We start from the raw sequence: 21,744 nt of genomic DNA on the forward strand, positions 1-21,744 counted from the left end.
GCTTGCCAAGGGGGATTTAGGGGGATCTACGACGATTTTGGTTTTGTTCCAGAGATGTGTGTACACCGTAGCCTTACCAATGAGGGATGGCGTTAGCCGGGGGTGAATTTTTCTTATAACTCATTTAGGATTGCTATAGATGGATAACTTGATTCCAATTAAGAATTCTACAGATGTCATCAACTAATTCTTGGGGTAGACAAGGCTTAGTAATTACCCCTGCTACTCCTAAATCTCTCAACTGCTTTTGTTCGCTAGGTTGAGCTTTAGCTGTCAGCATAATAATAGGAATGTCACAGGTTGCAACAGTTGCCTGTAGCTGCTTAAAAGTAGTTGGCCCATCTATCTCAGGCATCATTACATCTAGTAAAATGGCATCAGGATGCTCAGATGCTGCAATTTTTATTCCTTCGCTACCTGAAGATGCTGTTAGTATATCCCAGCCAGCCACTGATTCTAACGAGATTTGAATAATTTCCCGCACACTATCTTCATCATCAATTATCAATAGCCGCTTTTTCATCTTTTTTACCCTTTGTTTTTCTACAGATACTTTTATCAATCAAAACACTAGTATTGATTAGTAAATTATCTTTTGATTGTGATTTCAAGTAATAGGATTAGAAAATTAGTCTAATATCCTAATAACAAAATATTAACCAATGATTGTGAAGATTTTGTGAGGAAATAAAAATTTAAATAAAACCAATAGAACTAGTAGTAAAAATATCTCACAACCCAATATTATTTCTAGGTTGCTAATTAGTAGCGGTAGGTTGAGCAAGATGGTAATTTTTGAATAAGAATGAATTAATTAGGAAATATCTAATAGTAAAATAGGAACCTTGTTGGATATTTATCACAGGATTCTGGGGGCTGTACTACAGCCGCGTCTGAGTTAACAAGACAGCTTTTGAGAAGATGATAATCATTTTCAATAGCTATTTTTCCAGATAATCCATTGGTTTTGCGAAAGGATTACGCTTCTTCACAAAATCCTCACAAACTTTCTATAAATTAGTACAAGGAAATAGAAGCAAGGTCGTTTTTAGAGTTAATTTTTATTAGAAATACTAGCCCCTACTGTTGTGATTACTCTCAAATAAGCATTTAGGTGAGATATGAATAAAGAAAAAAATAATACACAGCTAAAACCTACAATGCTTGCTAAATGCCCAACTGGTATTCAAGGTTTAGATGAAATTACTTATGGGGGGTTACCACAAGGAAGACCAGTACTACTTTGTGGTAGAGCAGGTTGTGGCAAAACACTGATGGCAATGGAATTTTTGGTACGGGGTGCTACCTTATTTGATGAACCAGGCGTATTTATGGCCTTTGAAGAAACTGCTGAGGAGTTAACCCAAAACGTTGCTTCCTTGGGGTGGGATGTAGCAGAACTAATCAAAGAAAAAAAATTAGTAATTGACCACGTTCAAGTTGAGCGCAGTCAGATTCAAGAAACAGGCGAATATGACCTAGAAGCATTATTTATTAGATTAGGCTATGAAATTGATGCGATCGCAGCTAAAAGAGTAGTCATCGACACACTAGAAGTATTATTTGGTGGTTTAGATAACGCTGCGATCGTGCGAGCCGAATTACGGCGATTATTTCTGTGGCTTAAAACCAAAGGTGTCACAGCTATCATTACCAGTGAAAGTGGAGAGAATAGCCTCACACGACATGGTTTAGAAGAATATGTTTCAGATTGTGTCATCCGCGTAGAGCAGCGTGTCAGTAATGAACTTTCAACCCGGTGGTTACAAATTATTAAGTATCGTGGTTCTAGGCACGGCTCAAACGAGTATCCATTTTTGATTAAGGAAGATGGTATTTCCGTTCTCCCAATTACCTCTGTCGGCTTAGATTATCCAGTCACAACCGAATGGATACCTAGTGGTATCAAACGCCTCGATACCATGTTGGGAGGACAAGGTTTTTTTCGTGGTAGCAGTATCTTAATTTCCGGTACGGCGGGAACTGGTAAGAGTTCATTTTGCGCTCATTTTGCTGATGCTACTTGTAAAAGAGGAGAAAAATGCCTTTATTTCGCCTTTGAAGAATCTCCCCAACAGATTATTCGCAATATGCGTTCTATTGGTATCGATTTAGAGACTGCGGTTAATAAAAAATTACTCAAATTCCAAGCCTTACGCCCAACGTTTTATGGTTTAGAAATGCACCTTGTGAATATGCTGAGTACAGTTAATGACTTTCAACCTAATGCAGTCATTCTCGACCCCATATCTAACTTAACTTATGGTAGTAGCGATATTCAGATGAAATCTTTTATGATGCGCCTGATAGATTATCTGAAAACAAAAAATATCACAACAATTTTTACAAATTTAAATGAAGCTAATAGTGCTTTTGTAGAATATACAGAGATAGGGATTTCTTCATTAGCTGATACTTGGATACTGCTGCGAACTGTAGAGAGTAATGGTGAGCGCAATCGTTTAATTCATGTACTTAAATCTCGCGGTATGTCACACTCTAATCAAGTACGAGAATTTATTTTAACTACTGAAGGGCTACAGTTATTAGATGTGTATTTAGGGACGGAAGGTGTACTCACAGGTACAGCAAGAATTATACAAGAAGCTAAAGACAAATCTGCTGCTATGGCCCGCCAACAAAAAATTGAGCAAAAACAGCGTGAGATTGAACGTAAACGTTTACTGACCGAAGCACAAGTCAAAGCTATACAAGCTCAATTTGAAATTGAAAAGAAAGAAATTGAAAGGTTAATTTCTCTCGAAAAGACACAAGAACAAGTTTTATTAGATGAACAAAAACAAAGATTACATTTGCGCCAAGCTGACACATGAATAGAGATTTTTGTTACGGTTAAATATATGAATCCCCTATCTCAATCTAGCCATACAGTAGAAGAAATTTGGGAGTTACGGCTATATGTAGCTGGACAAACTCCTAAGTCTTTAAAAGCATTTGCCAATCTGAAAAAAATTTGTGAAGAATACCTAGAGGGTAAATATCGTATTGAAGTAATTGACCTCATAGAAAATCCCCAATTAGCTAAAGGGGATCAAATATTAGCTATTCCAACTTTAGTGAGAAAATTACCTGAGCCTGTTAAGCAAATAATTGGAGACTTATCTAATACTGAAAAAGTCTTAGTAGGGCTAGATTTACGTAAATTAAATATTACAGAAGAGTGGCCATGAATAATTCAAACCAAACTAACGATAGTTCGCATGAACTAATTATAGAATCTACCGAAGATTTTGAAAAAGCGCTAGCAAATACAGACATACAAAAATATGTTTTACGTTTGTATGTAGCTGGCAATACCCTTAGATCAATGCGTGCTATTCAAATGCTGAAAAGAATTTGTGAAAAATATTTAAAAGGACGCTATGAAATGGAAATTATTGATATATACCAACAACCTGAGATTTTAGAAAAAGACCATATATTTGCTGTGCCTACTTTAATCAAAGAGCTTCCGCCACCTTTACAACAGTTGATTGGCGATTTAACAAATGTTGATAAGGTGATCGTTGCTTTAGATATTTCTTGAAAAAATCCTGAGATTCAAAGATAGCTCAAAATTATTGGTAACTGAACAACTATACCTTTTAAGTATTCCTCTATTGCTAAAGCTATAGGTAGGAAATACACGGGAAAGTTATTTTTATCTATCAACGAGTTGAGGGTATTGTACCATCAATTACGAACTACGAATTAGTAATTAGTCGGTGAATAGGTGATTGTAGTGAAAACACGCGAAGAACTTGAACTAGAAAATATAGCTCTACGTAATCAAATACAGGTCTTAGAAGAGACATTTAGAGCTATTAGAATGGGAGAGGTAGATGCTTTAGTTATATCTAGCCCTCAAGAAGAACGAATTTTCACTTTGCAAGATACTGATTATCCTTACCGTGCTTTTTTGCAAGAGATGCATGAAGGCGCTGTGACTATAGATGAGCATGGAACAATTCTTTACTGCAATCACCCTTTAGCGGTAATGCTCAAAAAGCCACTAGAGAAAGTAATCGGCTCTAACTTTGAAGATTACATAGCGCCACAAGAAAAACAGGTATTTCAAGGATTATTTCGCCAAGCAAAGCAGGAATTTTGTCGAGGAGAAGTTTACTTAATTGCTGAGGATGAAACTCAAATACCTATTTATTTGTCTTTTAAGCCATTGCAAATAGATGACGTAGCCGTTACTTGCATAGTAGTAACCGACTTAACCGAGCAAAAACGTAATGCAGAAATTGTAGCGGCTGAAAGACTAGCAAACTCTATTCTCGAACAAGCAGCCGAAGCTATTATTGTTTGTGATCAAAGTTGGCAAATTATTCGTGCTAATCAAGTAGCACAGCAACTGTGTGGGAAGAATCCATTATTTCAACAATTTGATTTGTCGTTTCCGCTGCAATGTCATCGTTGCAGCGGCTATCAAAAAATAGAAGAGTGTTTATTTACCAATCAATTAGCAAATTGCCAGCAAAAGCAAGAAGTATTTTCAGTATCTAGCTTGCTACAAGGTCAATGTTTTCAAGGAGTAGAAGTATTCTTAAACCGCGAAGATAGTAGCGAATTTCATTTACTGTTGAGTGCGGCTCCATTATTAAATTTAGACAAGCAACATATTGGTAGTGTAGTGACGCTGACAAATATCACAGAGCGCAAACAGATAGAAGAAAAAATAGCAGAGATGGTAATCCGTGAACAAGCTGCTCGTGCAGAAGCAGAAGCAACCAAAAATAGTTTATCTAATATATTAGAGAGCATTAGCGATGCTTTTGTAGCTATCGATACTAATTGGTGCTACACCTATGTTAATCAAAAAGCAGCAGAAATTTTTGGGAAGAAAGCAAAGGATTTAATTGGTAAAAATATTTGGCAAGAATCTCCCTACATACTTAGTCATAATTCTTATAATGATTATTTACAAGCTTTAAATGAGCAACGTTTTATTCAAGTAGAAAAATTTTATTCATCGAGCCAACGCTGGTTTGAAAAGCGCATTTATCCTTCTTTGGAAGGTATATCAATTTTTTTAAAAGAAATAACTAAAGAAAAACAGACTGAGATTGCTTTACAAGAAAGTGAGGAACATTTAAGATTAGCTTTAGAAGCTTCTCAGATGGGAACTTGGGATTGGAATATTCTGACTAACCATCTCAAATGGTCAAGCCGTCAAGAGCAATTATTTGGTATAACTCCGGGTAGTTTTGCTGGTAACTATGAAGCTTTTCTCGCCTGCCTCCATCCTGAAGATAGAGGAGCAATTCACCAAAAAGTAATTGATGCTAAAGACAATAACTCTGAATATTATGTAGAATTCAGAGTTATTTGGACTGATGGTAGCATTCATTGGATTGCAGGAAAAGGAAAATGTATCTATGACGACGAAGTTACAGCAATACGGATGCTTGGTACTTGTTTAGATATTACCCAACGCAAGCAAGCGGAAGCTGCTTTGCAACAAGCAAAAGCAGAATTAGAAATTAAAGTTGCAGAGCGAACTACTGAATTATCTCAAGCAAATTCACACTTACATAGATTAATCAACATTCTGACAGCAACTATTAACCAACAAACAAAAACTGAAGCTCAACTACGTGAAGCAGAACGCCGTTGGCGTAGCTTATTAGAAAATGTGCAGTTGTTAGTTATCGGACTTGATAGAACAGGTAAAGTTGAATATATCAATCCTTTCTTTTTAGAATTGAGTGGGTATACGCAAGAAGAAATTTTAGGTAAAGAATGGGTTGCCAATTTTATTCCGCAGCATCAGCAAGATAATATACAAAAGGTTTTTGTAGAAACGTTAGAGGAAGAATTACATTCTCACTACCAGAATCCAATTATTACGAAATCTAAAGAAGAACGCGTAATTGCTTGGAACAATACGTTACTACGAGATTCACAAGGCAGAAAATTAGGTACGATGAGCATCGGTGAAGATATTACAGAACGCTACGCATTAGAAAAAATCAAGAATGAGTTTATCTCAGTTGTTAGTCACGAATTACGTACCCCCATGACTTCGATCCAAGGAGGTTTAAGCTTATTGAAAACTGGTTTGGTAAAGCTTGATTCTGAACAGGCTAAGCGGATCATTCAAATTGTGTCAGACAGCTCTGAACGCTTAGTCAGAATAGTAAATGATATTCTAACCTTAGAAAGGTTGCAATCAGGACAATTCACTTTAAATAAAGAAAAAACTAATGCTACTGAGTTATTAATAGAATCTACAGAATTAATGCAATTAATAGCTAATGAATATGGGGTTAATTTATCAGTTTTACCTCAATCCATTGAATTAACAGTTGATAAATATCGGATTATCCAGGTACTAACAAATTTGCTGAGTAATGCGATTAAGTTTTCACCTAAAGGGTCTAATGTATTAATAACAGTAGAAGAAATCAAAACAAAAGATGGTCAAGCTTCAGATGCATTATTTAAGGTACAAGACCAAGGTAGAGGGATTCCTGCTAACAAGTTAGAATCTATTTTTGAGCGGTTTCATCAAGTGGATGCTTCCGATTCTCGTCAGCAAGGTGGAACAGGTTTAGGCCTGGCTATTTGTCGCAATATAGTAGAGCAACACAACGGGCAAATCTGGGTTGAAAGTCAAATAGGAGCAGGTAGTATTTTTTACTTAAGGCTACCTTTATAATTTTGTCTTTTTTATCATAATAAAATCCTAGTTCGTAAGTGAGCCGTCAAGAAAAATTCAATGGAACATTTTAGTCTAGACAGTCCACTACATTAAAATTCCTGGCGTTGCTGAATTTGAGTATGAAAGTCAAAAATTCAAACTCTCAAACTCTTATTCTCTGTGCCTCTGCGCGACGCCACTTGCTACAACGCGGCGGCACTTCCTTCAAGCCGGCAAAGCCGTCCAACGGAGTGCCTTGGAAACCCGCGCAACGCAGTGGCTCCTCTGCGTGATACAAATTCATATCTTTACTCAGCAATGCCATTCATATTCTTATTATGCAACGCCAACTTATCTATATTTGCAGTATTTTTCTGTAGATTATTTAGCCACACCCTCACAAGTTCCTCAAATAATCTTTCTATAACCATAAGTGTGAGATGACTATCAATACGGTTCGCATAAGATCCTCCCGCCTACGGCTACCCCCTTAAAAAGGGGTAAATTAAAGAATATAGCTCCTTTAAGGAAGTAAAGGAGGAAAATAGCCTCCCAATTTATCGGGGGGTTGGGGGGATCTTTTCTTTGAGCGATAAACAAGCTAACCGAACCTTATTGAGACGACTATAACCCTCGCGATTAGCTTGATAAAAGGAAATTTTCCATGCCAGAAGCACTAGTTAATCAACAAACTACTCATCAATTTTCCCAAGAAAACGCCTTGGTATTACCTTTAAACCAAGTTGGAATTGCAGATATATCTCTAGTAGGTGGCAAGAACGCTTCTTTGGGAGAAATGATTCAGCAGCTTGTACCTAAAGGTATCAAGATACCCACAGGTTTTGCTACTACAGCTTATGCTTATCATTATTTTATCTCTTCAGCAGGTTTGGAACCTAAATTACGGCAATTGTTTGCAGATTTAAATATAGAAGATGTGAACAATCTCCATTCTCTTGGAAAGCAAGTACGAGCTTTAATGCTACAAACTCCATTTCCACTAGAATTGCAACAAGCAATTACTCAAGCTTATCAAGACCTTGAAGAACAATATGGTACTAATACTGATGTCGCAGTCCGTTCTAGCGCCACAGCAGAAGACTTACCTGATGCTAGCTTTGCCGGACAGCAAGAGACCTACCTCAATGTCCACGGATTGCAAGGTGTACTAGAAGCTTGCCATAAGTGCTTTGCCTCAATCTATACTGACCGTGCTATTTCCTACCGTGAACTCAAAGGCTTTGACCACTTTAGCATAGCCCTCTCGGTAGGCGTACAAAAAATGGTGCGTTCTGATTTGGCAACATCTGGAGTGATGTTCTCAATTGATACTGAAACAGGTTTTCAAGATGTAGCATTGATTACTGCTGCCTATGGTTTGGGAGAAAATGTAGTACAAGGTGCAGTAAATCCTGATGAGTATTTAGTATTTAAACCTACCCTAAAGCAGGGATATCGCCCAATTTTAGAAAAGCGACTGGGTACAAAAGAAATCAAAATGGTCTACGATACTGGGGGATCGAAATTGACCAAAAATATACGTGTTGCGGCAAGCGATCGCCTAAAATATGCCCTTAGTGATGAAGAAATTTTACAATTAGCCCAAGCTTGCTGCCTTATTGAAGAACATTACTCACAAGTCCGTGGTGTCTACACACCAATGGATATTGAGTGGGCAAAAGACGGTATTACCAATGAACTTTTTATCGTGCAGGCGCGTCCCGAAACAGTACAATCTCAGAAATCGAAAAATGTTCTCCGCACTTATCAGTTACACCAAAAGAGTGAAGTGTTGAGTACAGGGCGGAGTGTGGGTGAGATGATTGGGCAAGGTAAAGCCAGAGTGATTTTAGATGTGCATCAAATTAACCAGTTTCAACCTGGAGAAGTGCTAGTCACAAATCGCACCGATCCCGACTGGGAACCAATTATGAAACGTGCTAGTGCAATTGTCACTAACCAAGGTGGGCGTACTTGCCACAGTGCAATTATTGCTAGAGAAATAGGTATTCCGGCAATAGTTGGTTGTGGTAACGCCACCACTGTATTGAAAACAGGGCAAGAAATTACTGTTAGCTGTGCAGAAGGTGAAACTGGCAAAATTTACCAAGGTTTATTGCCCTATGAAGTAACAGAATTAGCATTGGAGAAATTGCCCCATACTCATACCAAAATTATGATGAATGTGGGCAATCCAGAAGAAGCATTGAGTTATGCTGCTATCCCTAATGATGGAGTGGGATTAGCACGAATGGAATTTATTATTGCTAATCATATTAAGACACATCCACTAGCATTAATTCACTTTGATGAATTAGAAGATCAGTTTGCCAAGTCTCAGATTGCCGAGTTAACTGGCCAATACGAAGATAAAACCGCGTACTTTATCGATAAACTAGCTCAAGGTATTGGCGCGATCGCAGCTGCTTTTTATCCTAAACCTGTGATTGTGCGCCTGTCAGACTTCAAGAGTAATGAATATGCTAACCTTTTAGGCGGCAAGCAGTTTGAACCCCAAGAAGAAAACCCGATGCTGGGGTGGCGTGGTGCTTCTCGCTACTACGATGAACGCTACCGTGCAGGCTTCGCTTTGGAATGTCTAGCGATGAAGCGTGTACGTGATGACATGGGTTTAACTAATGTAATTTTAATGGTTCCATTTTGTCGTACTCCCGAAGAAGGTCAGCGCGTGCTATCAGAGATGGCAAAGCATGGTTTGGTGCGGGGAGAAAACAGTTTGCAGGTCTATGTGATGTGCGAGTTACCAAGTAATGTGCAATTGGCTGATGAGTTTTGTGAAATCTTTGATGGGTTCTCAATTGGCTCGAATGACCTGACACAATTAACATTAGGAGTAGATAGAGATTCTGAATTAGTAGCGCATTTATTTGATGAACGTAATGAAGCTGTGAAGCGGATGATTGCCAAAGCTATAGCCACAGTTAAAAAGCACGGGCGCAAAATAGGAATTTGTGGACAAGCACCCAGTGACTATCCAGAATTTGCTCAATTTTTGGTTCAACAAGGTATTGATTCTATCAGCCTTAACCCTGACTCTGTATTGAAAACTCTTTTAAAAATAGCAAGTACGGAAGAAGGTAGTTCTAGTCAGGTAATTTAGCCATAGCTATCTCCTGAGCCACAGTGAGTATAATGATTATTTTGCAAAATTAGGAGCGATCGCAGCCATGATCAAGAGAAAGGCAATCTCTAGCAAATAGCTGATACAGACACTACGATTCAGCAAACCATCCCACAGATAACCTTTATGTTGGGGAGTTGGACTGCGCTTGAAAGTATAAGTCCAACTCCCGTAGATTTTAGGACTCAACAAACCATAAGTATTAATGAAAATGGACTCAATTTGAGCAATGCGGGGATAAAAACCACGCTGAAAATGTTTCCATTGACTTTCAAGAATCCAGAAAAATATGGGTATAGCACAACCCATAATAGCAATGGTAATGGCATTTTGTTTTTCTTTTAACATCAATCCTAAAACAGCACTAGTACCAGTAATACCCAGCGCTTTGATGATCCAAATCTGCTTATTATAGTCTTCGATAGTAGTTTGCAGAAAAAAGTATTCCTGTTTGAGCAAATCTAGTTCAAAATCATCTAGCGGACTCGAATGAGATTCAGTAGATGGTGGTGTAGACATTGGTGAATACTGAGTTCACTGAGACTAAAATAGAGTTAATTTAAAAATGAAAATACTGGTTGTTTTTTAACCTGTAATTACTGGCCATTTAAATTATTTTCCATTTATTAATATTAAAATTTTTGGCAGTATTGATAATTTATAAGACTAGCAATATCATCTACCTTTAAGATGTAAAGAAACATGGATAATTTTTTTTAGGCTATCGGGAACACCAGAATAATGCCCTTCGGCAATTTCTCCTAAAATCTTTAATAAAGAGCCTGGATAAATCATTATTGATAAGTCGTCTTTAACAAGACAGGCAAAAATAGCTAATTCTTCGAGTAAATATCTAGATGACAATTCTACATAACTATCAAAATTTTCAGTATTTTGTTCAAAGTGCCGAAGGACAAACTCTTTCACAGAAGATTTAACTGAATTGGCAAAATTCTCATTCTGTCTAATAATATTTTTTAATTGTTCATAATATTTAAAATAATCTTCTGTTTTTTGTATTTCTGAGCAAAAGATTACATTAAAAAGACAGTTAGCAGTGTAATTATCAAAAACATAACTTGCATTATCTACATACTCTCTTCCTAAAATTAGTGCCTTGTTAAGGGACTGTTTTTCATTTAAACCTTGATTTATTTGTAAAGTAATTCGATGTATGCTATCACCAATCAAAACAGTGCATTTTTTAAAATGTTTACTAATCCAATCCGTCATTCCTATTAATCTTGCTATGGAAAAATTTTTACTTTCTAAACTTATCCCTAAAAAACAATGTTCATATATATCAAGTTCATGCCTAGCAACTTGTGGGATAACTGCTGCAATTTCTACCCGATATTTTGGTCTAGTCGAAAATACTATGCCCTTGTGAGGATTGACTAGTTTTTCAAAATCAGCATACTTCATTCTAACCAAATGAGCATAAGAATAAGCGTAGAATGCAACCTCTTGATTTTTAGCTAAATCTTGCCACCAAAAAACCTCCATATTGTAAAGTTCCCCGAAGGGAGGAAGTGTCCCAAATTCGCAATAGGGGAATAAATGCTCAAATTCTTTCTGCTGAAGTAATCTACCTTTGTTTATATCTAAAGCTGCTTGGAGAGAGCCTACATTGGCTTGTAAACTGGCTGGTAAAAGAGTCACAGCTATTTTTTGTCCGTCAATTTCTACTAGTACAGCTTCAATTAAATCCATTCCTAACGTATATTTATATGTTGTAAGTTCTTGTGACGTATGAGCAAGTGAATAATGAATCGTTTTATATTTAATTTTGTGAAAATTGAGGAATTCTTGAAGTTGCTGGATAGACATAAGCAAAGTAAGGTAATTTATTAAGAAATCAAATTTTTAAATATCAACTTAATATAACCATAACAAAAGTTAAACTAGGAAGAACTATCTGTGTTGTCACACACCTTTAAATCTTTTCGATTATGAGAATTGTTGGCAAAATAGTCCTTGAGCCAATTACGCCCTCTTGCCAAAAGACGCTCAAAATTTTCAATTGACCATAGCCGAACAGTTCCATTTACAGAACTTGTGGCTAGCATCTGTCCATCGGGGCTAAAACTAACACTATAAACCGCTCCCTCATGGTCTTTGAATTCTTGCACTAATTGCCCCTGTAAGTCCCACAGACAGGCTGTACCATCGGCAGAACCAGTGGCTAGCATCTGTCCATCGGGGCTAAAACTGATACTCCAGACCCAGTTTTTGTGACCTTTGAATTGTTGTAATAACTTACCTTGCAAATCCCACAGGCGGGCTGTACCATCGGCAGAACCAGTGGCTAGCATCCGTCCATCGGGGCTAAAACTGACACTCCAAACCCAGCCCTTGTGACCTTTAAATTGTTGTAATAACTTACCTTGTAAATCCCATAGGCGGGCAGTATTATCGGCAGCACCAGTGACTAGCATCTGTCCATCCGGACTGAAATTGACGCTCCAAACTGGATTATTGTGTTTAAATTCTTGTAGTAAGTTGCCTTGCAAGTTCCACAAGCGAGCTGTACCATCCTCAGATGAGGCAGTAGCAAAATACTTACCATCTGGGCTAAAACAGATGCTCCAGACCCAGCCTTTATGACCTTTATATTCTTGTAGTAAATTGCCCTGTAAATCACACAGATGGGCAGTACCATCTTCTGAACCAGTGGCCAGTTTCTGTCCATCGGGACTAAAACTAACACTCAAGATAGGGCCATCATGATCTTGAAAAGGATTACCAATAGCATTGCCTTGTAAGCCCCACAGGCGGGCAGTTTTGTCAGATGAGCCAGTGGCTAGCATCTGTCCATCTGGGCTGAAACTGACACTCCAAACCAAGCCCTTATGACCGTTGAATTTGGCTAAATGCTTGTTTCTTGAGTTCCACAGGCGAACTATGCCGTCAGCAGAGCTGGTGGCGATGTGTTGCCCATCGGGGCTGAAACTGGCACTCCAAACAAAGCCCTTATGATCTTTAAATACAGCCAATTGATTACCTTGTAAGTCCCACAGACGGGATGTGCCGTCAGCAGAGCAAGTGGCAAGGTGCTGACCATCGGGACTAAAACTGACGTTATATACCCAACACTGATGGCCTATAAATTCTTGCTGTAGCTTGCCTTGCAAGTCCCATAGGCGAGCAGTACCATCAGATGAGGCAGTAGCAAAGTGCTTTCCATCAGGACTAAAACTGATGCTATAAACTGTAACCCCATTGACTAGAAATTTATCCCAAGAGTTATTTTGTAAATCCCATAAGCAGACATGACCGTCAGATGAGGCAGTAGCAAGGTACTTTCCATCCGGTGGACTAAAACTAACGCTCCAAATCCAGCCCTTATGAACTTGGAAAGATTCACCAATCTGATTACCTTGTAAGTCCCATAGGCGGGCCGTACCGTCGGCAGAGCCAGTAGCAAGATATTTACCATCAGGACTAAAACTGACACTCAAAACCCAACCCTGATGACCTTTGAGTTCTTGTTTTAAGTTACCCTGTAAGTCCCACAGGTAGGCAGTATGGTCAGTCGAACCCGTAGCAAAATACTTACCATTGGGGCTAAAACTGACGCAATAAACCCAGCCCTGATGACCTTTGAATTCTTGTTTTAAGTGACCTTGTAAATCCCACAAACGGGCAGTATTATCTTCTGAGCCAGTAGCTAAATACTCACTATCAGGGCTGAAATTGACGCTATAGATAGTTGTTGGGTGTGCTTGAAATTGATTCTCCTCTCTGATGTTGTCAAGAATCTTCTGCAATGTAGCTTTTAATTGGGGAGCGTGACAATTTTGGGGTAACAGTCCATCTTGAATGTTATTCTGAAACTCTTGTCCAGCACGCATCGCTGTCAGTAATGCTTCTAACTCAGAAGACTCAAATTGTAGCAAAGCATCTTTCGCCATCTGCTCAATTTGTTTGATTTTGCGTTGACGCTGTAGCCGCTTCCAGATTGCTTTAGCCAAAACATCTAAGAAAATTTCATAGTAATCAGCAGCTAGTGGGCGGATAATTCGAGCCTCGCCTTGACTAAGTTTATTTAGCCATTGATAAACCCTTTCTATCTCAAGTTTTTCAGTTTGGTTTGGTTCTGCGTTAACGTAATCACATAAATCTTTGGCTTTGAGAGCAAGTTTATCACCAGATGGTGTAACTAAGTAGTAAAAGAGACGATAAGAAGTATCAATATTGAAATCAGTCTTGAAATCTTCCAGCTTTTGATCGAGATGATCTTGGACAATTTGCTCTGATTTGCCTAAGTTTATATAGCTTTGTTTTTCTAGGCTGTGAGAAAGAGATTCACCACTTATTTCCTGTTTCCATAGACGCAGCATTACCAGTTGGAGGTAAGGAGTTTCAAACCTCTGTTCTGACTGTGCTTGCGAAAGAGCTATATCATCCAAAACTGCTGTAACTAAGTCTAGTTCAATACTGACTAATTCATCTTTGATAGATTGAATAATTGTAGAATCGAGCAAATTATCTACAATAGGTTCTTTTTTGACAAAACTTGAGGATATGTGTAAGTAATACGGGCATAATTTAACTATATCTTTTTTAAAGATATTAAGTTTTTGAATAGTATTGCTGTGAAGACAAAGGAGCAAATTAATATTTAATTCTGGATGATTAATTGCACGAAAAATTTCATCTAAAAATAATTGTGTTTTATCTGTAGGAGAAGGGGTTAAGTATTCCTCGAACTGGTCAAGGATAATGAAGATCTTAGCACTCTCATCAATATTAATAAGCTTTGTCCATGCCTGTAAAGTGTCAGTAAATGATAAATCTAAGTGAGGAACTTCGATATTTACTATATCTTTAATAGATTTCTTAATTTGCAACAATAAATTATCTAATGGTTTGCCTTCATACCAACAATTAAATAGGGTAACTGCTAATTTTGGCTTGCCAGATGTTTGCATATTTTGTTCTGCTGCTTGATGCAGATAATAAGCAACACCATCTCGCAAAATTGTACTTTTACCTGCACTACTGTCACCGTAGAGTACGGTTAACTTTGATTTACACAAGTTATCAAGGATAGTTTGCTGTCGGTTATATTCAGCAATTGGTTTCTCAATTGCATCCTGTGCTGATTGGCGGTTCAGATGTTTGATTGCTATACGATTGTCTAATAAGTTACGGAAGATGCGACCTTTAAAATGGTCAAGTTTAGACAGGGCATCTTCACGAATAGAAATGAGGAAATGAAGATTCAAACTAGAGTTATTAACAGCTTGAGAAAATTCATCAGCGAAGGTGTCTTGAACACTATCGTTGAAGAAATCAAAATAGTCCTCGAACTGATCTAGGATAATAAATAACCTACCGTTCTCATCTTCTTGGTGAACAATCTCTATCCAAGCCTTCAAGATATCGGTAAAAGAAGGTTGTTCTGGATTTTTAGTAATAGCTTTGAGTGCTTGCTCAAATTGTTGCTTAATTTCACGTGGTGATTCAGTATCGAAAAGACTAGTTATTTCTGCTTCCAATTGTTTCTTGATCCCTGTCAGTGGATCTTGCCAAGACAAACTATCATCTAATTCGCCTTTCAGTGGAGGAAAAACGATCGCACCCCACCCTGGCTTACCAGTTGTTTCTTGGTTTTCCAAGGCAGCTTGACGCAAATTATAAGCAACACCCGCCCGCATGAGCGAACTTTTACCTACACCACTAGCCCCATAGACAACTGTCAGCCTTGAAGCCCACAAATTTTGAATCACTATTTGTTGCTCTTTTTCTCGCCCAAAGAAGAACAACTTATCTGTTTGTGAATAAGGAATTAGTCCTTTGTAGGGTGCAGGAATCTCAATGCTATCACAGTACATAATTTTCTCTTATTCTCAGTTTTTAATGTTTACTACTGTTTTTTCAGTTTGTTGTTCAATTCATCAAAATATATTTCTAAAGATATTTCACTCATGATTTCTACATCTTTATTCTTCCAAAGGAACTTATCCAAAGCATCAGGTTTTGGGTGAACTGCCCACCATGTTTGTGTCTTCCTTTTTTCTTTCTCTGGCAACAAGCGGTGTAAAATGACACGCTGATGCCAATAGCGTAGGCTATATCCTAAAAACCAAATATGGCTGTTGTTGAGTTTGCCTAACAGATAGCTTGGCAGTAAATCCACAGGTTTGTTATCGGCATAAGCTAAATAGTCAATAAAATGATCTTCTGTGATCGCAAAGCTTTTTCTTGGGCGTTCTGGCAAATCAACAGGGCCATAGAGTTTTAAGATGACTGGACGCTCATTGAGTGAAAAGTCTGAATATTCGTTAGCAGTTCCTGGCGGAATCGGTTTTAGTTGACCTATTTGAACTACTGGTGAATCCTTATTTCCCTCAATTTCATGTTCAAATCTTTGATGGACAAACTGTTTAACAATCTGTCCTTCGCTATCTTCAGCACCTGCCGTATAAGAAACTAAATCGAATGGCTGCTTGGCATTTATAAAGGCTTGTTCTAGTGTTCTGTCAAAATTGGTCGTTACTATTAGTTGATAACGAGTTTTTTCACCTAAACTTTTAATCCTAGCGGAATAGCCCATCTCATCCATGAAACGAGGAAGTTTAGCTAAGAACTGATGCAATCGGTTAGGTTTGTATTCTTTTTCAGTGATGGCTGCGATTGTCTCTTTGATGTTCTCTTCACCCTCACTCAGAAGATTGAAGTATTGCGACACATTCTGAAGATCCAGTCTAGTTACAAATTGTGTCATAATTGGACAGTTAGCAGGCAAATTTTCTTCGTCGCATAACGGACAACGCATTCTCTGTAAGTATTTATGGCTTCTATCTAGGTAAGCAGCGACTTCTACACTAGTAGGTGGATAGTCACTGTTCAGGTTCCATTCCCACGGTTTGGGTGCCAAATTTGGATCTTGTGAGCGATCGCATAAGTTAATATCTGCTCCCAAGAAAGGAATGACTAAGCCATTTTTGATTTTGGGAATTAGCCAATCGAAGTGTTGTTTAAGCGTGTTTTGTATTTCGTCTGGCAATATTCCAATACTTGGGATATTTCGGTTTCTAATCTCTTTTTTTGGAAGTTCAAAGGTGATATACCCATCCTCATGGGACTTTGCTGTGTGTTTGCACCAGTAGTTGCCATTATCATCCCAGAGGCGCAGATATACGATTCCTTTATTAGTTTCAAAATCAAGGTGTACAAAATTGTAACCATTGTGATAACCACGGTTGCTGTAGCTGGAACCAGCTGGAATAATTACACAGTTTCCTGTTGTCCCAGTTACTTGATAAGCTTTAGCTTGATGCTGATGACCGCATAGAAGAAAATGACACCCATCGTTGTCTTGAAGACGTTGTGTGATTAGATCGCGTTCAAATTCAGCTAGCAATTCTAACGGATGATGCAGCACCGCAATCCGAACCTCATCACTAGCTATTTTGTGGAGGGCATCATACAATTGAGGTTCTCCAACAATTAGTTTTCCATCATCATTTACTTCTCCTCTTTCATTTACCCGCCCAGCCATTAAAGCAGAGTTTAGACCAAGCAATGCTACCCGCTTTCCATCGATCGATAGCCTGCGGATACTGCTGTAGTCAGGTTGAGTCTGATGTGTGTATTGAGTAACAAATTCTCTATAGGCTTCAAAGGGTTCCCGCAGGCGATCGCATTTTTTTTTGTTCGTCAGCCAATCTTTGACCTGCTCATTAGACTCAAAGGGCTGGAGGATAGAATTTGGTAGCAATTCAAAGGCACTGCGATCGAGGTCGTGGTTGCCTGGTACAATAAACAGCTGCTCGGCAGTTAACCCAGTTGCTTGAAGCACAGGCTCGAATAAATTTTCCCACGCTGCTGTATATTCTTCCTTTTTACCAGCGTGAGCCACATCACCACTAAAGATGATGAAATCAATCTTTGCCAAGTCTGGACTGATTTTCTCCCGCTCCTCAATATCTCTAATTAAGGCATCACGTACAACCTGCCTGTCAAATTCTTTCCCCTTCTGATGCCAATCTGAAAGATGAAGCCAAGTCATTCCCGCCATTTTAATTTCTCCCTAGAGGAGTCAAGGGTAATTGGGAATTAAGAAGAAAATTTTCCCTATTACCCTTGACCAGTATTTAGAGGATCTGTTCTGCAACTTCTATTTGTAATAGCGATCGCACATTTTCGATTTGATTGACAATAGTTGCCACCGACGAGCCAGCAAACAACAGCCCTACAGCCGCCGGGGTGTTATTTACCAAAGTAGCAACCACTGAACCAGAGTCACCACCAGCCGAAAGATTGGTAGTAACTATCTGATCCTTGAAACGGGCTGTCCTCCCGTTACCATAGCCCACATCAATAGTGGCACTAATCGCCGTAATTCTACCGCTTGTGAAGTTTGTGGTGCGTCCAGTTATTATTTTATTTCCTCAATAAAATCGGTTTTATATTTAATACTATGTCAATATTCGTAAATTTTATTTACCCCAGCTAAAGTTTCTCTAATCGATTTACAAGGTATTCCTAAATATTAGAAAATAACTTAATTTAAGTATCAACCTATAGATGTAGTTTTCAAGAGAGTTTCTATCTATCTAAAGAAGAGTTTTAGGCTCATATCCTACGTCTTTAAGATGAGGATAATTATACTAATTTGAACATGGAGTAGTTGTAAAATAGACTGGATTAGAATTCATAAAAATTATAGAAGAGGCTTTTACCTATCTTTAATTTTGGAATAATTTCCCCATACCTCTTATCTCGCAGCCACCTGTTGATAAAAATCTGATCAAAACTGAAGAATATAGACTGCGTACACTTCTTAAAAATTTCTAACTAATCAATAATTAAAAACCAATAAATACCTATTAAATCCACGAAATTTTGTTTAAAGCTAAGAAAAATATTCCTTAGCAATACATACCCGTCGTTGAGCAAGTTCTACGGCAATCTGTCGTGGTAGCCTGTCTGTTTGGGTAGCTCGTTCTAACACTAGCGTCGTATTGTGGCAAATTTTCTCAGCAATAGTCTCAAAAGCTATTGTCTGATTTCCACCATCATACTCAACCGCAGCACAGATTATGCCCCCTGCATTGGCAATGAAATCAGGTACTACAAGAATATTCCGTTGATGACATATCCTTTCGGCTGTTTCCTTGAACGGGATGTTAGCACCTGAGACCACGAGGTGAGTTTTCAAGCGAGCAACATTATCAGCATGAATGACATCAGGTCTGGCGGCTGGTATCCAAATATCGCATTCAATGTCAATAACTGCGTCCCGGTCTAGCTTGTCTCCTTGTGGATAGTCAATGACACTCTTACCAGAATTTTTGAGTTTGATTAACTGCTTTACATTGATTCCTTGAGGATTAAACAGCGCCCCTTGAGAATCTGCTACTCCTACAAGTAGCGTCCCTTGAGCAGCTAAGAAGCGAGCAGCGTGTTTGCCGACCGAACCAAAACCTTGAATTACAATACGGCTACCTTTTAAATCGAGGTGGCAAAACTTACTGGCAACTTCTGTACAGACACTAAGACCAAAACCAGTAGCACCAATTTCATCTAAGGGGATACCACCCATTGCTCTTGGTAGCCCAACAGCCCGACCAATTTCTGACTTGACCCAAGCCATGCACTGTTCATCTGTTCCCATATCGGGGCCGGGGATATACTCAGTAATATCCTTGATGGCACGGGCAAAGGTACGTATCAAATGTTCTTTATCTGCCAAGGGCTGTTTTGGGTCAGCTAGAATTGCAGATTTGCCGCCACCGTAGGTTAACTCAGCAGCAGCATTTTTCAAGGTCATGGCTCGCGCTAGTCGAAAGACTTCTTCTGTAGTCACATCTACTGCCATCCGTACTCCACCGATCGCAGGGGTACAAGCAATATTATCAACTACGACGATCGCTTTTAAATCCGCTTCTCTTTCGTAGATGTGAATAATCTTGGCAGGGCTAGATCATCAGCAAACCGAAAAATATTATCCATTGGGATTGGGGATTGTCTTAATTACGAATTACGAATTGGTACAACTCTATCCTTTGCCTGGGCCACCACTTAAAATTACTAATGGTGATTTCTCCGCATAAGCGCCTACTACAGCATTCACCATATTCAACCCGCCAACACTGTAGGTAACAACCGCTAAACCCAAACCCCGAATCCGGGAGTAAGCATCAGCAGCAAAGCCTACACAGGGTTCGTGTGTCATCACAATGGGTCAATCTTGCTGGCTGCTAGTGCATCAAATAGCGTTAGGGCAAAATCCCCAGGTATGCCAAACGCGTGTTTTACGCCCTGCTGGTATAAGATATCAAATATATGCGGTGCTAGTTGAGGCATTTTCTACCTCTCCAAAGACTGTTTTCTCAGAACCGACTATCAGCAGACAACTAATTTCCAGGTTCTAACACTATTTATGCATAGTACCGTCAGGCATAATTGTCCCAGTTAAAAAAGCTTCACTCATATCTGTTGCATTTAAATTCGCCCCAGTCAGGTTTGCCTCACTCAGATTGGCATCGCTTAAATCAGCACCACTCAAGTTAGATTCTCGCAAATCAGCTTTCCACATTCTGACTCCGCTCATTTTTGCATCACTCAAATTTACACGCTGCAAGTTTGCCGCACTGAGTGAGGCCATATGCAAAGTAGCATCACATAAGTCTGCGCCACAAAGATATGCACCACTCAGGTCTGATTCATTGAGGTTGGCAGTTGTCAGTGTAGCTTCACACAAATCAGCACCACTAAAAATCACTTCAGATAAATTTGCGTGTTCTAGGTTCGCACCTTGAAGATTGGCTTTACACAAATTAGCTCCACTCATAGATGCTTTTGCTAGGTTAGCACCTCTTAGGTCTGCTCTACCAAAGTCTATACCGCCCAAGTGAACACCCTGTAGGTCTGCTTTTGGTAAGGCAATACCGTGGAAGTTCCGTTCTCCTGCTGCATATCGATTTAGAAGTTCTTTAACGTCCATAACCTGAAGTTTTCCGTAGTTAGCTGAAAATGCTGTTAACAAAAAAACTAACGATATATATTGAAAAATTAAGCTGAATTATGTTCTCAATTTCAAGAGTAAAGGAAAAAGATGAGGAACTTATGAGGAAGCTATACTGTTTTGGATTTGAAATTTTAGATGCTGAAAGATTTACTGGTCATAGCTTTTAGCGCTTCATTTGGCGAAAATCACAATCACAACTGCTGTATTTATTAAGAGCAAAGATTCTCGGTGTCAACTCAGCTTTTCGCAGTATCAGCCATTGCCCCAGGCTGACAATGACACCAAAGATAACACCTGCGATAAACGAAGCTTATCTCCTATGGAAACGCTAGCGCGAACGGCTATCGCACACAGAATAATATTGTCTGGAAATCTGAACGGGTCTGCTCTCAAACTGATGATCAATGGCACAACAATGAATGAAGAGAGCAATAAGCCAAGGGACAAGCCCGCAACGCTTATTAACGCCCAGTAGCGACCGAGGTAACCCAAGCGAAACTGCAACACCCACTCCTGAATGCCAAACATTGTCATCCAAAACACGATCACCTACGGTGGGCGTTCCGCCATCGCTGCACTCACGTAATCAAGCATTGGTCGTGTTTTACCCGTGTATTACAGAGGGGAATTAACGTGAAATCGGGATTTTGGGAAGTTGCAACTATTATTTTGATAAGGTGCGATCGCTGAAGGCGGATTTTGGGTTTCAATCCCTAATAGGGATTTTGGGAAGTTGCAACGTTGCAGCCAAGTTTGGGTCTTGGCAACTTTTGGTGATCTTGGTTGGGGTAAGGCAGAAGGAGGAAGAAGGAAAGATATAATTAAGATACTTCAAACTTCGCTCCATCAAACATTTGAGGGATAAGCCTCAGCAAGCCCTATGTCGGTGCTAACTCACTTCTTACCAGATTCAAACAATCTGAAACTTGAGAGTTGCCTTGTTGACGAAATAAAAACTCATCGCTAATA

General features: G+C 38.9%; 17 protein-coding genes. 6 read left to right on the forward strand and 11 right to left on the reverse strand.

Translation table 11 applies throughout. The features are described from left to right. Positions 1 to 133 precede the first annotated feature (133 nt). Positions 134 to 523 carry a response regulator gene (locus WKK05_RS08725; RefSeq protein WP_341529348.1) on the reverse strand — a complete coding sequence of 130 codons (390 nt, stop codon included), beginning with the start codon at positions 521 to 523 and terminating at the stop codon, positions 134 to 136. A 598-nt stretch (positions 524 to 1,121) separates the two neighbouring features. Between WKK05_RS08725 and kaiC the strand changes: the two genes are divergently transcribed. The 4 genes from kaiC (at position 1,122) to WKK05_RS08745 (ending at position 6,667) form a co-directional block, all read left to right on the forward strand. After that, positions 1,122 to 2,834, forward strand: coding sequence for a circadian clock protein KaiC (gene kaiC, locus WKK05_RS08730; RefSeq protein ID WP_341529349.1), 1,713 nt, complete (start codon positions 1,122 to 1,124; stop codon positions 2,832 to 2,834). Between the two features lie 27 nt (positions 2,835 to 2,861). Beyond that, on the forward strand, positions 2,862 to 3,191 hold the full coding sequence (locus WKK05_RS08735; RefSeq protein WP_341529350.1) for a circadian clock KaiB family protein: 330 nt from the start codon (positions 2,862 to 2,864) through the stop codon (positions 3,189 to 3,191). Further along, the gene (locus WKK05_RS08740) at positions 3,188 to 3,547 is read left to right on the forward strand and encodes a circadian clock KaiB family protein (protein ID WP_341529351.1); all 360 of its coding nucleotides are present in this window, start codon (positions 3,188 to 3,190) and stop codon (positions 3,545 to 3,547) included. The genes WKK05_RS08735 and WKK05_RS08740 overlap by 4 nt, the downstream gene beginning before the upstream one ends. A 195-nt stretch (positions 3,548 to 3,742) precedes the next feature. After that, positions 3,743 to 6,667 carry a PAS domain S-box protein gene (locus tag WKK05_RS08745; RefSeq protein ID WP_341529352.1) on the forward strand — a complete coding sequence of 975 codons (2,925 nt, stop codon included), beginning with the start codon at positions 3,743 to 3,745 and terminating at the stop codon, positions 6,665 to 6,667. A gap of 145 nt (positions 6,668 to 6,812) precedes the next feature. On the opposite strand, the gene WKK05_RS08750 is transcribed toward WKK05_RS08745, so the two are convergent. After that, a complete protein-coding gene (locus WKK05_RS08750) occupies positions 6,813 to 6,953 on the reverse strand; it encodes a hypothetical protein (RefSeq protein WP_341529353.1) in 141 nt (46 codons plus the stop codon). A 360-nt stretch (positions 6,954 to 7,313) separates the two neighbouring features. On the opposite strand from WKK05_RS08750, the gene ppsA reads away from it, so the two are divergent. After that, positions 7,314 to 9,770 (forward strand): phosphoenolpyruvate synthase, encoded by a 2,457-nt coding sequence (gene ppsA, locus WKK05_RS08755; protein ID WP_341529354.1) that lies wholly within the window; start codon positions 7,314 to 7,316, stop codon positions 9,768 to 9,770. A 36-nt stretch (positions 9,771 to 9,806) separates the two neighbouring features. Here ppsA and WKK05_RS08760 read toward each other — a convergent pair whose 3' ends face one another. The 9 genes from WKK05_RS08760 to WKK05_RS08800 form a co-directional block, all read right to left on the reverse strand. After that, entirely contained in the window at positions 9,807 to 10,310 is a 504-nt protein-coding gene (locus WKK05_RS08760) for a hypothetical protein (protein ID WP_341529355.1), read from the reverse strand. A 156-nt stretch (positions 10,311 to 10,466) separates the two neighbouring features. Then, a complete protein-coding gene (locus WKK05_RS08765; RefSeq protein WP_341529356.1) occupies positions 10,467 to 11,621 on the reverse strand; it encodes a tRNA-dependent cyclodipeptide synthase in 1,155 nt (384 codons plus the stop codon). Positions 11,622 to 11,695: 74 nt separating this feature from the next. Beyond that, positions 11,696 to 15,631, reverse strand: coding sequence for a hypothetical protein (locus WKK05_RS08770; RefSeq protein ID WP_341529357.1), 3,936 nt, complete (start codon positions 15,629 to 15,631; stop codon positions 11,696 to 11,698). A gap of 32 nt (positions 15,632 to 15,663) precedes the next feature. After that, on the reverse strand, positions 15,664 to 17,820 hold the full coding sequence (locus WKK05_RS08775; protein WP_341529358.1) for an SIR2 family protein: 2,157 nt from the start codon (positions 17,818 to 17,820) through the stop codon (positions 15,664 to 15,666). A gap of 76 nt (positions 17,821 to 17,896) precedes the next feature. Beyond that, positions 17,897 to 18,118: a hypothetical protein gene (locus WKK05_RS08780; protein WP_341529359.1), complete on the reverse strand. Its 222-nt coding sequence runs from the start codon at positions 18,116 to 18,118 to the stop codon at positions 17,897 to 17,899. 539 nt (positions 18,119 to 18,657) lie between these two features. Further along, complete coding sequence (locus WKK05_RS08785; protein ID WP_341529360.1) at positions 18,658 to 19,623, reverse strand: Glu/Leu/Phe/Val dehydrogenase dimerization domain-containing protein; 966 nt, start codon at positions 19,621 to 19,623, stop codon at positions 18,658 to 18,660. A 180-nt stretch (positions 19,624 to 19,803) separates the two neighbouring features. Continuing rightward, complete coding sequence (locus WKK05_RS08790; protein WP_341529361.1) at positions 19,804 to 19,980, reverse strand: thiamine pyrophosphate-binding protein; 177 nt, start codon at positions 19,978 to 19,980, stop codon at positions 19,804 to 19,806. Then, positions 19,980 to 20,111 carry a thiamine pyrophosphate-binding protein gene (locus WKK05_RS08795; RefSeq protein WP_341529362.1) on the reverse strand — a complete coding sequence of 44 codons (132 nt, stop codon included), beginning with the start codon at positions 20,109 to 20,111 and terminating at the stop codon, positions 19,980 to 19,982. The genes WKK05_RS08790 and WKK05_RS08795 overlap by 1 nt, the downstream gene beginning before the upstream one ends. Positions 20,112 to 20,181: 70 nt before the next feature. Next, positions 20,182 to 20,751, reverse strand: coding sequence for a pentapeptide repeat-containing protein (locus WKK05_RS08800; RefSeq protein ID WP_341529363.1), 570 nt, complete (start codon positions 20,749 to 20,751; stop codon positions 20,182 to 20,184). Between the two features lie 671 nt (positions 20,752 to 21,422). On the opposite strand from WKK05_RS08800, the gene WKK05_RS08805 reads away from it, so the two are divergent. Then, on the forward strand, positions 21,423 to 21,596 hold the full coding sequence (locus WKK05_RS08805; protein WP_341529364.1) for a hypothetical protein: 174 nt from the start codon (positions 21,423 to 21,425) through the stop codon (positions 21,594 to 21,596). The last annotated feature ends 148 nt before the right edge of the window (positions 21,597 to 21,744 follow it).

The sequence above is a fragment of the Nostoc sp. UHCC 0302 genome, from assembly GCF_038096175.1.
Lineage (GTDB): Bacteria > Cyanobacteriota > Cyanobacteriia > Cyanobacteriales > Nostocaceae > UHCC-0302.